This is a genomic window from Streptomyces sp. NPDC054866, assembly GCF_053610745.1.
In genome coordinates, this window is the sequence record NZ_JBSGZA010000017.1 from 14184 (window position 1) to 28728 (window position 14545).

At 65.9% G+C, this 14545-nt stretch carries 9 protein-coding genes and 3 pseudogenes; 5 read left to right on the forward strand and 7 right to left on the reverse strand.

The window, feature by feature from the left end:
- Nucleotides 1-73: 73 nt before the first annotated feature.
- A pseudogene (locus tag ACWGI2_RS41240) lies at nt 74-256 on the reverse strand (hypothetical protein); the annotation flags it as partial.
- A 229-nt stretch (nt 257-485) separates the two neighbouring features.
- On the opposite strand from ACWGI2_RS41240, the gene ACWGI2_RS41245 reads away from it, so the two are divergent.
- A complete protein-coding gene (locus ACWGI2_RS41245) occupies nt 486-1370 on the forward strand; it encodes an IS5 family transposase (protein ID WP_453701163.1) in 885 nt (294 codons plus the stop codon).
- Between the two features lie 10 nt (nt 1371-1380).
- Nucleotides 1381-1710, forward strand: a pseudogene (locus tag ACWGI2_RS41250) (transposase); the annotation flags it as partial.
- A 131-nt stretch (nt 1711-1841) separates the two neighbouring features.
- Here the strand turns inward: ACWGI2_RS41250 and ACWGI2_RS41255 are convergent.
- Nucleotides 1842-3068 (reverse strand): cytochrome P450, encoded by a 1227-nt coding sequence (locus ACWGI2_RS41255; protein WP_453701165.1) that lies wholly within the window; start codon nt 3066-3068, stop codon nt 1842-1844.
- A 161-nt stretch (nt 3069-3229) separates the two neighbouring features.
- Entirely contained in the window at nt 3230-4471 is a 1242-nt protein-coding gene (locus tag ACWGI2_RS41260) for a cytochrome P450 (RefSeq protein WP_453701166.1), read from the reverse strand.
- Between the two features lie 1217 nt (nt 4472-5688).
- Here ACWGI2_RS41260 and ACWGI2_RS41265 point away from each other — a divergent pair.
- Together ACWGI2_RS41265 and ACWGI2_RS41270 are read left to right on the forward strand one after the other, a co-directional pair.
- Complete coding sequence (locus ACWGI2_RS41265) at nt 5689-7362, forward strand: M48 family metalloprotease (RefSeq protein ID WP_453701167.1); 1674 nt, start codon at nt 5689-5691, stop codon at nt 7360-7362.
- A gap of 190 nt (nt 7363-7552) precedes the next feature.
- Entirely contained in the window at nt 7553-7870 is a 318-nt protein-coding gene (locus ACWGI2_RS41270) for a hypothetical protein (protein WP_453701168.1), read from the forward strand.
- 454 nt (nt 7871-8324) lie between these two features.
- Here the strand turns inward: ACWGI2_RS41270 and ACWGI2_RS41275 are convergent, their stop codons facing one another.
- From ACWGI2_RS41275 to ACWGI2_RS41285, 3 genes are all read right to left on the reverse strand, one after another.
- A complete protein-coding gene (locus ACWGI2_RS41275; protein ID WP_453701169.1) occupies nt 8325-9221 on the reverse strand; it encodes a hypothetical protein in 897 nt (298 codons plus the stop codon).
- Between the two features lie 19 nt (nt 9222-9240).
- Nucleotides 9241-12039 carry a CHAT domain-containing protein gene (locus tag ACWGI2_RS41280; protein ID WP_453701170.1) on the reverse strand — a complete coding sequence of 933 codons (2799 nt, stop codon included), beginning with the start codon at nt 12037-12039 and terminating at the stop codon, nt 9241-9243.
- 66 nt (nt 12040-12105) lie between these two features.
- On the reverse strand, nt 12106-12603 hold the full coding sequence (locus ACWGI2_RS41285) for a hypothetical protein (protein WP_453701171.1): 498 nt from the start codon (nt 12601-12603) through the stop codon (nt 12106-12108).
- 351 nt (nt 12604-12954) lie between these two features.
- Between ACWGI2_RS41285 and ACWGI2_RS41290 the strand changes: the two are divergent.
- Nucleotides 12955-13977 (forward strand): annotated as a pseudogene (locus ACWGI2_RS41290) (ISAs1 family transposase); the annotation flags it as partial.
- A 173-nt stretch (nt 13978-14150) separates the two neighbouring features.
- Here ACWGI2_RS41290 and ACWGI2_RS41295 read toward each other — a convergent pair.
- Nucleotides 14151-14327, reverse strand: a complete 177-nt coding sequence (locus tag ACWGI2_RS41295; protein ID WP_453701172.1) for a hypothetical protein — start codon at nt 14325-14327, stop codon at nt 14151-14153.
- Between the last annotated feature and the right edge of the window lie 218 nt (nt 14328-14545).

A 14545-nucleotide genomic window follows, 5' to 3' on the forward strand; every position in this document is an offset into this window, starting at 1 on the left:
GCGCAACCGCCTCCCGCTCACAGCAGACTCCGCGGCCGCCGGTCTTGCAGCCCGGCGCGGTTAAGAGGTCGTTTCATCCTGTTGTTTCATCCCGAGATGTGGCTTTGGTGTGTGCTAGTGAGGGGTTGCGCCAGGAGGTGGTGTTCTCGCCGGTGAGGCGGCAGGCCATGAGGCCGGTCATGGCCAGGTGGATCATGGCTTCGGAACGGGCCGGGAGGGTCTCGTAGTCGCGGGCCAGGCGGCGGTGCAGCATCAGAGGTCATTTTCCTCTGCAGTGCGGTGATATCGCCTTGTTTGTGTAAGGCGGGAGTTTGGTGCTTGTGGGGCTGTCGGTCTGGCTGTGCACGCCGGGCCAGATGGTGTGGCGTCTGAGGCAGGGGGCGTCTTGCGCCTGTCTCATCCAAGGACGCCCTGGTCTGGGCCGTGCTTCGGCGAGGCCGGACACACGCCTGGGCGCACGCCCCACTCCGCGGTATCCCCGAGTCATGACGGAACGTCGTGGATATCCCAGTGATCTGTCCGATGCCCGGTGGGAGTTGATCGAGCCGGTGCTGTCCGCGTGGCGGTTCGAGCGCCGCGGCCGGGCCCTGGACTTCGGCAGGCCACCCCGGCACGATCTGCGAGAGATCATGAACGCGATCCTGTATGTGGACCGCACCGGCTGCCAGTGGGCCTATCTCCCGCACGACTTCCCGCCCTGGCAGTCGGTCTACGGATACTTCGCCCACTGGCAGAAGGATGGCATCTTCGCCCAGCTCAACGGGCTGCTGCGGGAGTTGGAACGAGCACAGGAAGGCCGCGACAAGCACCCGTCGGCCTGCGTGATCGACGCGCAGAGCGTCAAGACCTCCACCAGTGTCCCCGCCCGGAGTCAGGGCATCGACGCGGGCAAGAAGATCGTCGGCCGCAAACGCAGCATCATCACCGACACCCTCGGTCTGCTGCTGGCGGTGCTGGTCGCCGCGGCCGGCGTCCAGGACTCCACCGCCGGCCGCACTCTCCTGGAGCATGCGGCCGCTGACCATCCCGGCCTGCGCAAGGTCTGGGTCGACGGCGGCTACCGCAAACACTTCATCGAGCACGCCGCCAGCCTCGGCATCGACCTCGAAATCGTCCAACGTCCCCCCGGGGCCAGGGGATTCACCCCGATCACGAAACGCTGGGCGGTCGAGCGGACCTATGGCTGGCTGATGCTGCACCGCCGCCTGGCCCGCGACTACGAGACCCTCCCGGCCCGTTCCGAAGCCATGATCCACCTGGCCATGACCGACCTCATGGCCCGCCGCCTCACCGGCGAGAACACCACCTCCTGGCGCAACCCCGCACTAGCACACACCAAAGCCACATCTCGGGATGAAACAACAGGATGAAACGACCTCTGAAGTCTGGGGCGACAAATACCCTGCGATCGTGCGGCTTTGGGAGAACGCCTGGGCCGAGTTCGTACCGTTCTTGCAGTTCGACGCCGAGATACGTCGGATCGTCTGCACCACCAACGCGATTGAGAGCGTGAACGCACGCATCCGCCGGGCGGTCCGGGCTCGCGGCCACTTCCCCTCCGAGGCCGCCGCACTGAAGTGCGTCTACCTCGCGGTGATGTCCCTGGACCCCACAGGGAAGGGCCGCAAACGGTGGACCAGCCGTTGGAAGCGAGCCCTCCAGGCATTCGACATCGCCTTCGATGGACGCCTCTCGACAGCCCACAACTGACCGATCAAACAACCCAGTTACACCGTTAAATTGACAGGCCCGATCTTGGAACCGGCCGTGGGAGTTCTGAGTGGTGATACCGATACAGAAGTATGTACAGCGCGGTTGCTGCATGACTTCGCCCGCCACGGTTACGCCCGGGTGAGGTGACCCCGGAAGTGTTGCGGTACTGGGGCGAAGCGGCAGTCCATGGTGATGGTGTCGGCGTTGGGGACGGTGAGGTGGTAGCGGGTGCACATCAGGTAGCACAGTGCCATCAGTTGGGTGGTGCCGATGTCTGCGCCTATGCATTTCTTCGGTGCCCAGCCGAACGGTACGTAGCACGTCCGGTCGGCTGGGCCGTGCGGTGCGGCGGGCAGGAAGCGGTCGGGGTCGAAGGTGTCGGCCTGCTTCCAGAGCCGGTGATCGCGGTGGATCATGTGCGGGCTGACCAGGTAGCTCTGTCCCTTCTCCAGCCGGGTGGCGCCGAGGTCGGACGAGACCTGTGCACGGCGCACCAGCAGGAGCGGGGGGCTCCACATGCGCAGGACTTCCTTGACGAACCGGTGGGTGACCGGTGCTGCCTTGCTCGGGGCGGTGCAGAACACGACCGGGTCCACGCTTTGTAGTTCGAGGGTGAGTTGCTGTGCCCACTGCGGGTTGCGGACGAATTCGTAGAGTACGCTCGCGGCCGCGGAGCCGGGCGGTCCGCCGATCGCGGTGAGCACGGTGGTGACGACGTCGAGCGCGCGGTCCATGCCGAGTTCGGGGAGCATGTCGACGATGGGGTCGGTGAGGTCCAGTTCGCGGGCGCGGCGGCCCGAGGCGCGGTCGCGCAGGACCCTTCGTACGACGAGGCCGGCACGGATCTGAACGGCGGCGAAGCGTGCGTGATGGCGCAGTCCGCGGCCGGGGTGCCGATCGATGAGGCGTAGCAGTTTCTGATGCAAGTCCTGTGTGATGCGGGCTGATTCGCGGGCGGTGAGGCCGGACAGCGCGACCGGCAGGATGGACTGCACGGCGATGTCCTGGGCGAGCAGGACGAGGTCGATGTCGTCGCCGAGCCGGGCGTCGATGATCCGTTCCATCCGTGTGATCATTTCGGCGGTGTGCGCGCCGGTGGTGAGTGTGTGCAGTTGGGTGAGCCAGGCGGTGCGTATGCGGGTCCACGGGACCTCTGTGCTGTGGCGGTGCCGGATCATGTCGACGAGTCGGTCGGTCATGACCAGGCCGTTCCAGTTCGCACGGCTCACCAGGCGTGCCGCGTCCGGTTCGAACACGGCGAGCAGATCGTCGTCCAGCCAGAAGACGCCGCCCTCGGCCGCGCTGCGCAGCCGTAGATCGTGCAGGAAGTCCTCGCCGTGATGTGGTGTGGTCATGGCACTGCCTCTCACGGCCGGTGTGGGCGGCCGCCGGTCGGGGGCCGCCCACACCGATTCCGATCAGATGTGGTGGTAGACGTACCAGAAGTGGACCCCGCCGTAACCGGACCGGATGTTGAGGACCGATTTGGCCGTGCGTATGAGCTTCCTCATGTCATTCACCTCCTCTCTTGGCCGACGGCTCGCTGGTGCAGCTCCGCGGTGAAACGAGGCGGAGCCAGCGCGGGCCCCACCTGGGGGCCGCCGTCGCTCGCGCTGATCGAGAGTTGCCAGTTGCGGGTGATGACGCGGATCAGGTCCTGAAGGAGCGTCATCGTCACGGTCGCCCCGGCGCAGGCGTGCGGGCCGAACCCGAACGGCATGTAGGCCGGATCGCGAGGCGGCGCGGCCCAGCGACGCGGTATGAACTCGTTCGGGCGCTCCCAGTGCTGAGGATGGCGGTGTACGAGGTACAGGCACACGTTCACCTCGTCGTGCGGGCCGGCCGTGACGCCGGACAGTTCGTGTGTACGGTTCGTCGTGCGGGCGAACAACCAGGCCACCGGCCACAGTCGCAGCGCCTCCCGGACGATCCAGGCTGGTTCGTCGCCGCTGGTGGACGGGTGCGTACCGGCGAGATAGACCGACCAGCCGAGGGCGAAGCCGATCGAGCCGACCGTGGCGAACAGGAACGACAGGTAGACCTCGGCTACCTGGCGGGAGTCCGCCGACAGCCCGGCGCCGATGATGGCAACGTCCAGCAGATCGTGGGGTTCGAGGAGACCAGCGCTGCGGCGTGCCTCGATGTTCTGGATCAGGAGGTGCATCGCCCTGCGGCGGAATCGCAGCCGGGACAGGACCGCATGGCGCTCTCGCGCGCCGGCCAGTACCGCGCGGGCGATGATGCCATCGACCACTGCGTGGAGTTCTGCGGGAGCGTCCGGGCGTAGGAGCACGTCCTGCAGGTGCTCGTGGATCAGCAGGTTGCCCGCATCCGGCCAGGTGCTGGTGGGTGCAAGCCGCGTGCCGACCAGGCGGGGCAGGTCCGCGCGGCGGGCATCCAGGTGGCGTCCGATCAGATCACGTGCCGCACGCCCGATTTCGACTTGGGCTGTTCTGGGGCCGAAGACCCCGGTGCGGGTGTGGAAGAAGTCCGAGGTTTCCTTGAACGCGCCCTGCCGATTGCCCAGCACGTCACGGGCCACCTGCGGGCTCGCCACGCAGAGCCGGCCAGACGCCGAGCGCCACACATCCTGGGTACCTTCGAACTCTGCCGCCAGGAATTGCAGTGGATCATCCTGATAGGCGGTTGCGCTGCGGTGCCTTCGAGCCGCTCTGCCGTCGCCCGGCCAAGCCATGGCGCCCCCCTCGATCGAGCAGGTAGCCAGGGCCGCCGCGACGGTTGGCCGGGCCCGGCTCACGGGGCCGTTCATACCCCGAAGACGCCGGACCGCTCAACAGACAGCCTCCTCCGCAGGGAGCGTCCTGTGAAGTCGTCAGCTATATGAAGGCCGGTAAGTGAGGTACTCGCTGGATAACGGGCGGCTGCCGCCGCAGTGGCCACCTGACCGGGCAAGGGCAGGTCAGGCTGGTGTGCGAGCTGAGCGACACACGTACGCAGTTGGTGCCGCGCCGGTGCAGCGGGACGGTTCCGACGACCAGAACGAATGCGGTGTAGCCGCTGAAGACGAGCGCGTCCTGTGTCCTGGTCAGAGCGACGGCGATCGATTCGGGTATCCGTGTCGGAGTCGATGCCGAGAAGCGCATCGCCCGCCAAGAAGGGCAGGAAGCGGGAGATCTGTGGGGACAGGAAGAGGTTGAGCATCAGCGTGCCGGTCCCCCCCTGAGACATACGTCCGCAGGGCTCGGCTCACCGACCGTCTGGTTCTGGGCCTGGGCATGACCTCCGAGGCTCCTCGCCAGCCCGGCCCTGACCGTGGACTGCGACAAGCTCACAGCGGAGATCCGGCAGGCCCGCGAGGAGGCGCAGGCTCAGCAGGAGACGCCCGACAGCTCGGGTGTTTTCGAGACTCGGAAGGTGGCGATACCGGCCGAGTGCACCGCCGCAGCGAAGGCCGATGGACTCTAGCGACGTCCGCGCCTCGCACGGGACACCGGCGGGGTACGCAGTCCATGCCGTCATCGCGGAGGCGGCATGCGGGCAGGTGCCCAGCTGCCAGGCCACCGGCAGTCCGTCCAACTCGAATGGGTGTGCCGCGAGGACCCACTCGGCACCATACAGCTCGTCCGGACGTACAGCAGGGTGTTGCGGGAGGTCGGCCACGTGCGCCAGCCGAGGGCGGTCAAGTGTCGTGGTTCCGCTCGGCGAGAATGCCGTCGTCACCGGCCAAGTGACGCGGGGTCACCCAGTACGTCGATCCTGGGTGTCGGAGCAGGAGGGGTCGTTGGGCTGGTGCTGGTGCAGGGGCGCCTGCCGCATGCGTAACCGGATCGTGCGGTGAGATTGCCCGGCGGAAGAATTGGATTTCTTCTGCAATTTGCCTCTTTCTGTCGTCTTTTGAATCTGGCTGCATGCTTTTTCGCCTGCGTTCCAAGGGCTCCTGAATGGGGGCCTCAGGTGGGACACTGGGTGCGTTCGTCCGACCCGGTCGGGCGCAGGGCGTGGCGGTGATGCTCCATGGTTGCAGCAGACAACAGTGACGCCGCCTGCCAGGTTCGCGCACTCCTCGAGAACCAAGCCCTGCGGAACCGGTGGTGGACCGGAGCCATCGCCGCGTCGGCGGTGCTCAACGGCGTGTTGGTCGCGGTCGTTATCGGTGCCGTCGCACATTCCGCGGTCGCCGTGTTCGTGGTCCTCCTCAGCTTCACCACCTGCTCGTTTGCCCTGTGGTGGCGCCTTGGGAGTACGCCAAACATGAAGGTTCCGATAGAGGAGCACGAGCGGCTGCCCGCCGTACAGGAGTTGGTCGGCCGACTGGCCGACCGAGCCGGCATCGCGCCGCCCCGGGTGTCCGTGATCGAAGACGGCTGCCTCAACGCCGGCTCCAGGGGAACACCTGATCACTCGTACATCCAATACACGTCGGGGACCCTCGACGAACTCCCCGACAGGGAACTCGAAGCAATCACCGCCCACGAGATCGCGCACATCGCGAACGGCGATACGCGGGTCGTCGCGTTCTCGACCGCAGTGATGGGATGGGTGCTGTATCTGGCCATTGCCTGCGTTGCCCTCATAGAAATCGGTTTCTCCGTGGGGAAGACGGTGGTCGACAGTGTCGATGACCATGAAACCAACATGGTCTGGTGGCCCTGGTGGCTGAGTGTCAGGATCACCTTGTTCTGCTTCAGGATTTCCCTCTTTCTGCTCTTGATCGTCTGGTTCGGCATCGCCTACCTCACCCATCTCGCCTTCATGAGGCAGCGTGAATGGCTGGCCGACGCCACGGCGGCGCGCATCATCGACGAACCGGAACACCTTTGCGAGGCGCTGGACCGGCTGGACCACTCGCCGACCCGGCTGTCCCAGGGCGGCCGTTGGGCACAGGAGTCGTCCATCGCCGGAGCCGGGACCACCGGGCGCTGGTGGCGGGACCTCCTGGAGACTCACCCGGATCTCCAGCGTCGTATCGCCCGGTTGCGGAAGGCCAACGCCGACGTACCCGAAAGCAATCCGCTGACCTGGGGCGTCGCCGTGCCCGCGACGCCTTGTGTGGTGGCCGTGCTGGCGCTGGGCGGGCTGGTGACAGCCACGGTCGCCCAGTCAGCCAGGCCGGAGCAGTCCCCGGCGGCGGGAACTCTCGTGCCGGATTCGGCATCGGAACGCGCGCAGCCCGATGACGCCGACGAGGGCGTCGAGGAAGAACCGGTGACGGCATCGCCCGACACGGCCACCCCTCCCGCACCGGCCGTCGTGGGTGTCGTCGACATCGGCCAGGTGGCTGACGATCCCCGCGCGACTGCGGTGGCGACGATGTTCGACACCTACTTCTCGGGCATCAACGAACGCGACTATGCGCGGGCGCTCTCGGTGTACGACCCGGCTTCGGGTGTGGACGCGTCCAAGCCCGGGGTGGTGCAGCGGTTCGTCGAGGCCGTGTCCACCAGCACGGACGCAGATGTCGTCATCCGGAGCATCCAAACCGGCGGGAGCGACGAGAGCAGCGATCCCGAGGGGGACGACACCAGGACGCTGGCCACGCTGACCTTCCGAAGCACACAAAGCCCCGGCTACGGCCCCATGCCGAATCCGGATGAGACGTGCACGTTGTGGACGGTCACCTACCAACTCACCCACTCGGTCGGCGAATATCGCATCCGTGGTGCAGAGAGCGAGCACGAGGCGTGCTAGGCGATGAAGGGTACGAGGAGAACTGAGCGCCGGAACTCGCGCTCCTTCAGCGGGTCTTCGTCAGCGAAAACCGCGGAGAGGTCGACCAAACGGTCACCGACCATCCGGAATTACTGGGTGAAGACGTACGCAGACTGCTGAACGAAGCGATCGTCCGTGCCGTCTGTTCGCAGTCTGCGGCTGGGTGTGCGTGCTGGGAAGCGTTCGCGATTTCCTGCCCGACGCACAGCGGCTCGGGCACGAGGAGAAGAGGGAGCCGGTGCAGTGGGCCGGGTCTCGGGGGAGCCAGGTCGCCGACGAGCTGTTCACCGACCTGATCCGTCCCGACCTGGAAACCGCCGCCACAACCTTCGTGGAAACGGCCCGGTTCGCCCAGCTCCTTGACGACTACCTCGAAGCCGAACTCTGGGAACCGGCCGGGCGCGTGATCGCAGATCACCCCGAACTGCTCGACGAACGCGCCGAGAGGAGTGGGAGGGGGACGCAGGGCTTCGGCGTAGTGGCGTGATGTCTGGTTCGTGATCACATGAGGCTGAATAGGGCGGGCGGGCGTTTCGGGTCGCGGGCGTTGGCGGAGTGCAGCGGCGATGTTGTGGGCGCCGGCGATGCGCAGGGAGCCAATGGCGAGGTTGCGCCAGGTAGGTATGGCGCGGGGCGCACTGCCGGGTCCGAAGCTGCGAGGCGTCGGTGAAGGTGGTGTCCCTCAGGTGGTGCAGGGCCTCGCTCTGCCAGTGCGAGCGGATCATGTTCGCGAGCTGAGCGGATGTGGCCTGCTCGGCGCTCAAGCTGGTGACCGCGTAGACGGTCTTGGTGCTGACCTTGCGGTTCACGCGACTCCGCTTGAGCTGGACGGCCTGGCGGGCGCCAGGGAAGAGCAGACTATTCACCGCGCACACCGTGATGCGGCGGATCTAGCCGCGGCTGTGACCGCCGCAGCACACGGTCTTACGCATCACCGCCCGCTATGAGAAACCGTCACCGTCTACCTGGCCGGACCCCTCCTCACGGGCTTCTTCCTGGCCATCCCGGCGATCGCAGCCAGTCTCCCTGCCATCGTCGGGTTTGTGTGGAGCGGCCAGGATCTCATCCAGACCTCTCGCCTCCGCGACGCAGGGCTCCAGAGAGTAGCTGTCGTCCGGTGGCCGACGTTCTTGTGTTCCCTCGGCTCCGGACGTGCGTTCCTTCATTTTGGTGGAGCCGATCAGGCCGTCGTCGACGTACATGCCGCGCCACAGGATGGCGCTCCTTTCCCGCGTGGCGAACTTCGCTGCAAGTCCCTGTTCGAACCCGACGCTGAGGTTGCCACGGACCCGTCCGAGGTCGAAGTCCCCTATAACGGCATCGGCCCCCAAGTGCACTCCCGCCTTTGCGCCGGACTGGCCGGCGACGAACACCACCAACGGCCCGCCAACCGCCACCTCCGTGACGATCACCCATTCCCGCTCCCACTTCTTGTTCCGGTACAGGTCGAGCACCGCTGCCTGCACCTCGGCGAGGTTGCTGATCCGGGTCACCCGCACGGTCTTGGCCTTGAGGACGAATGCCCCGCTGCGCCTGAAGTCCATGAGGACGCCCACATGCCCGGACGGCAGCCAGCTGGTGTTGGTCACCTCGCCAATGGAACCGCCTGTGATGAAGGAAATCGAGGCACCGGCCCTGTAGTTGTAGTCGGTCGGCGTGCCGTCCTCGTCGGGCAACACCGGTACGCCTTCTCGGGAGAGGTCGGTCACCTTGCGCCAGCCAGCCGGGGTGAGCACCCCGACGTCGCCCAGGGCCATGGGAGTGCCCGGCAGCCATACGGGGAATCGGGTGAAACTGTTGCGCGTCTGCTTCCAGTAGGCCTTGAGTACGGACTGCATCCGGTGCTCCTTCGGACGATCAGCGCCAGTCGCCGACGAGTAGGAATGGCGCCCAGTAGTAGCGGTCTTCGTAACGGAGTCGGGTGTAGTCAGGCTGCGACGCGCCAGTCCGTCGCAACCGGGCCAGGCAGCGGGCCCTGAGGCGGCTGATCTCGAGGGCCTCCGGGGCGTCGTCAAGGCTTTCCAGGACTTGGCTGAGCGCGTTGGCGGCGGCCTGGTGGTTTCCGGCGCGTGCGTGGAGATCCGCGATATCCCGGCTGAGGCTTCTGATCTCCACCGGATCGGTCGAGGCGGCTCGTACCTGTTCGCAGTAGGCGATCACCTGTTCGAGTGTCGACGTAGCCACCTCATGCTGTGCCGCCGACAGCGCATCCGCCTTCGGCATGTCATCCATGAGCCTTTGGTAGAAGGACCGCATGAGCAGCCCGGTTGAGGCGTCGTCCACCTTCCACAGGCTGACCAGAACCGAACTGACCCCTGCATACAGCAGCGCCCGGGGCAGTCCGAACAGCTCATCTCCGCTGCGCTGTTCACCGAGACCGCTCTCGCATGCGCTGAGCACGACGAGCCGGCTATCCAGCCGCATCCCCAAAAAGTCCCGGGCGGTCAGTTTCCCGTTTCCGGAGAGATGGATGCCCGAGTCCAGAGGTCGGCCACGGTCGAAGAACCCGTGTGTCGCAATGTGGATGACGTCGAAACTCTGCCCGCCAAGGAGCTCTTCGACCCTGGCCCGTGTGGCTTCCTCCCTGATCCTTACCGCGTCGTCGAAAAACGCCGCGACGGCTGTTGCCTCCGCCCGCGCGTGCAGCAGGGGCCGTTCGGGGACCGTGTCCGCCACCGTCAGCACCGACTGGTACGGCCCTTCACCTTGCCGCGCGCAGAAATGCATCACCGAAGCACTCGGCGTGTAGCAGACCGGATGTCGCGCTCCGAGTGTCTGCCCTCCGTCCAAGGTAATGGCGTGCAGCGGGAGATAGTGCAGCTGCCGGTGGGGGACCAACCAGAGCAGCTCGCCAGGCTTCACGTACGGTAGCAACGCGCCCAGCACCCGCGACATCAGCTTTTCGGCGGCTGACTCGTCCGTCGGCCCGTCTTCTGACTGCCTGCGCATGACGAGTGCGGTCTCCCTTGGCGTCAGGTCGTGTCTGATGACCACAGGCTCAGCGTCGTTCTGCCGCACCACGAGGATTGCCACATGATTGTGGCCGATGAAGAACTCCGCGAGTGCCGCCCCCCGATCCTGCGGCAGTAGCTGCTGGATCTGCGCGCAACCCAACGGTGAGAAGGCTTCCGCAGCATGCTCCACAGGACCGGGGGGCCTGCGCGCCTCTTCGGCATCGAATGCCTCGTACAACAAATCGAGCAAGGCCCGCGAGCGGGAGAGTTCACTGATACGAAACGCCTCCGTGGCAGGAGCATCGTGGATCTCTCGGAGCTCGAGGTCCTGCGTGAGCAAGTCCACCGCGAGCTCGAACGCGAAATCTTCGACACCGAGTTGGGTGCGATAGCTCGGGTCGCTGATGCGCAGACGCCTCTGCTCGAGAATGACGAACACCGCGAGCAGGTGCTGGTAGGCGCCAGGCCTGTCGTTGTTCCGCACGGCCAATCCGGCACGGGCAACTCTGTTCGGAATTTCGAACCAGAGGTTGCCGTGCAGGCCGAGAGCGGCCGCCTTGTCGACGAGTAGAGCATCGGCTTCGGTGATCCTTCCCGCCCGGGCCAGGCTGAAGGCGTCCTCCTGGACCCTGCCAATGTCCCACGCCCATGCGGTCCCCTGCGCGCCAGCCACAAGCCGCTCCGGAAAGGAGCGCCCGCTCTTCATTGAATCGCTCCGGCCGGCACGGACGAGAGCGCGGCGCATCATGAATCTCGACACACGTCGCTCAAGGCCGATCGCTTCGGGAACATATAGCCTCACCAGAGCGTCCGCATCGGCGGTGGTCGCCGCTACGCCGAAGTTCACTCCTTGCAGTACTTCTTGCTCCTGTCTGGTCAGGGGCCCCTCAGAGGCTGGCCTGGCGCCTTGGAGCCTCTCGGCAAACCCGGAACGTATGCGCTCCTCCAGGCGGGTGCCAAACCAGGACGCCATCCATCGGGTGAACCGTCCCGCCTTGAACAGCCTGTTCTCTCCTGTGAGAGCGCCTATCCCTCCGTCGTCGCAGGACTGCCGCTGCTCGATCGTCTCCCAGAAGGCCCGAGCTGACTCCACTCGCCCCTGTGCCAGGAGCAGCTGCACTTGCGACTCCTGTGCTTTGCGGACGAGCTGCGGGTGAAGAACGGGGTCGGCTCGGACGGCATCGAGGGTGTCCTGTGCCTCGTCCAAGCGGTTCACCTGGTCCGACTCAAGCATGTCGACCAGGAGCAGTCCTGCATGTGCCGCATTGTTCCTCATATCGGCCCGGGTGAACTGTTCCATCGCGACACACTGCAGCCGTACCGCCTGGTCCCACTGGCGGGCCAGAAAGTACGCCATTGCTCTCCGGCTGGCCCAGCCTGCTTGTACCTCCGCGACCCACAAATCGCGTGTGTTTCCGGCCCGGCGATTGGCGGCCAGCAAAGCCTCCATCGCCTCGTCGGCGAGCTCCAGCCACTCGCCGTAGGCTCTGCTCCCTCCCAGAGCCTTGCCTGCCCAGGTGTCGTTGCGCCGCAGGGAGAGGCTTGCCTGCCACATGCAGTCGTTTATAAGTCGCGCACTGCGCCAAGCTCGGAAGTCTCGCACGAGAAACTCAGCCCACAGCGCCAAAAGCGCCCCGCGCATTTCCGGCGGACAGTGCTTAACAAACAGCAGTTCGTTCTCGCGCCTTCTTTGCGCTGACAATACCCTAGCGGAGCAGGCGGCGAGAATATACTCCGTCGCCGCGACTCCAAGGGAAAGTCCGACAAGTCATTTCGTCGGGTATGCAAGTGCCCCAGAATAGAACACCAACTGCCCCCGCATCGTCAACCAACGCACGAGACCACAGAGGTAGACTGCAAGTCGCAAGGTGAAATCAAGTGGGGCAAGCAACAGAAAGAAGCGCTTTGCCATGGGCAGTATGGGGAGTGGAACCAGTTTCTCCATTGCCAGCCAGCCGATCACCGTCATGGCGCACGCGCCACCGATACCTCCCACGACCTCGACGGCTGGAAAAGCGGTCTTGGCGAGCCATGCGGCAGCACCAGTCTGTGAAACGAGGCACGCGGCAGTTGTCGTTGACAGCAGGCTGACCCGGTAAACGATCATCCCCATAGGTGAGACGTCGCGCAGGCCAGCGAGTTCCCACCGCATTGCACCGCCCAGCAAAAGTCCCACGAACAGCAGGCGCCAGTCCGCACCTTGTATAGTCCCGGAGATGGCGAAGATTAAGGGAACAAGGCTGGCAAGCCGATCGAACGTGCGCACCGGCTCCCCCTGATAGCTCCCGCGCCACAGAATGCGAAGATATTCAGCGTATCAGCCAGAAAAGCGGGATGCTGCGCACGACGAGAACCTACGACAGTTGATGCAGCACCCTGTGGCCATAATCTGTCAAACGGCGTACACCTGCGAAAACTGTGGAGTCAGCGTGTCGCTTTCGAGCCCAGGGTTTCGGCGTAGTCAAGTGACGCCCGGTTCATGACAGGGCTTCGGCGTAGTTGCGTGGCACCTGGTTCGTGGCGGACTGTCAGCTCAGCGGCTGTGTTCTCGGAACGTGACAGGCACGGCTTCCAAGATCATGGAGTTCTCTACGGCCCGTGATCCAAGTGGAAGACCATGCCTGCCGACGCATCATCTCTGATCCCGCCTGCCCTTGACCAACTGCGCGAGAATCCGCAGGTCGGACCTGAGGAGGTCCCGGGTCTGCTGGAACGGCTGGCCGAGGTGCCGGACCCGCGTGACCCACGCGGGGTGCGCCACCGCCTGGCCGTCGTGCTCGCTCTCACTGCGTGCGCGGTGCTGGCCGGAGCGACCTCGCTGCTGGCGGTCGGCGAATGGATCGCCGATGCCCCTGGGCATGTGCTGGAACAGGTCGGTGCGGACCCCGATCCGCTCCTGCCCATGCGGGTACTGCCCGCCGAGAGCACGGTCCGCCGGCTGTTGGCCCGTGTCGACGGCGACGCGCTGGACCGGGCAGTTGGACGCTGGCTCGCCGACCGTCTCCCGAAGACGACCGGGCTGCGTGGCCTCGCAGTGGACGGCAAAAGCCTGCGCGGCGCGGCAAAAGCGAACGGCCGCAAGATCCACCTGCTCGCCGCACTGGAACACGCCACCGGCCTGGTCCTGGCCCAGATGGACGTCGGCGAGAAGACGAACGAGACCACCTGCTTCCAGCCTCTGCTGGACACCATCGCCGACCTGGCAGGACTCGTCGTGACCAGCGACGCCATGCACACCCAGCGCGAGCACACCGACTACCTCCTCGTCCGGGCCGCCCACTACATCGTGATCGTCAAGGGCAACCAGAAGAAGCTGCGCCGACAACTCAAGTCCCTTCCCTGGAAGGACATCCCGCTTCAGGGGCGCACCCGGGGAACGGGCCACGGCCGCTCCGAGATCCGCCGGATCAAGTTCGCCACCGTGAACAGCCTCCTCTTCCCCGGAGCCCGCCAGGCAGTCCAGATCAAGCGCAGGCGCACCGACCGCAGGACCGGCAAGACCACCGTCAAGACGGTCTACGCCGTCACCAGCCTGACCGCCGAGCAGGCCACTCCGGTCCAGCTCGCCCGACTCGTCCGCGACCACTGGACGATCGAAGCCCTGCACCACGTCCGCGACACCGCCTTCGCCGAGGACGCCTCTCAGCTGCGGACCGGCAACGCGCCCCGTGCGATGGCCACCTGGCGCAACCTCGCCATCGGGGCACTCCGGGCAGCCGGAGCGAAGAACATCGCGGCAGGTCTTCGCCGCAACGCCCGTGACCCCCGCCGCCCGCTCGCACTCCTCGGCCTCGCATGATCACAAAACGGGCGTCACACAACTACGCCGAAGCCCTGGAGGGGGACGCGGACCGAATTGCCGGTCACCTCAGGCTGCTCTGGCGTCACCGGGAGATCGGCACCGGAGTGGTCAAAGGACTGGAGGACGCGGAGAGTGGGCAGGAGGGCGAGGAGCAGCAGGGGGCGCTGCCCGGCACGATTCCGCCCCACTTCGAAGAGCCTTTCCGGACTGCGTGCGAGACAGAGGAGCGGGTAGGCAGCATGCCGTTGGACGGGCCTGAGGCCGCGCGGACCTGGTTGGCGCTGCTCGAGACCATCCGGCGTGCCCGAAAACGCTGGCCTGGTTCCGTTGCATTGTTGCGGAGAGCGCGAGCACCGCCTACGAGCGCCAGTTCTTCTTCGACCCGTGAGACGAGGCGCTGGACGGA

Coding starts and splice junctions, on each gene's coding strand:
- ACWGI2_RS41265 (WP_453701167.1), top strand. CDS start 5,689: ATGGTTGCAGCAGACAACAGTGACGCCGCCTGCCAGGTTCGCGCACTC.
- ACWGI2_RS41255 (WP_453701165.1), bottom strand. CDS start 3,068: ATGACCACACCACATCACGGCGAGGACTTCCTGCACGATCTACGGCTG.
- ACWGI2_RS41275 (WP_453701169.1), bottom strand. CDS start 9,221: ATGCAGTCCGTACTCAAGGCCTACTGGAAGCAGACGCGCAACAGTTTC.
- ACWGI2_RS41245 (WP_453701163.1), top strand. CDS start 486: ATGACGGAACGTCGTGGATATCCCAGTGATCTGTCCGATGCCCGGTGG.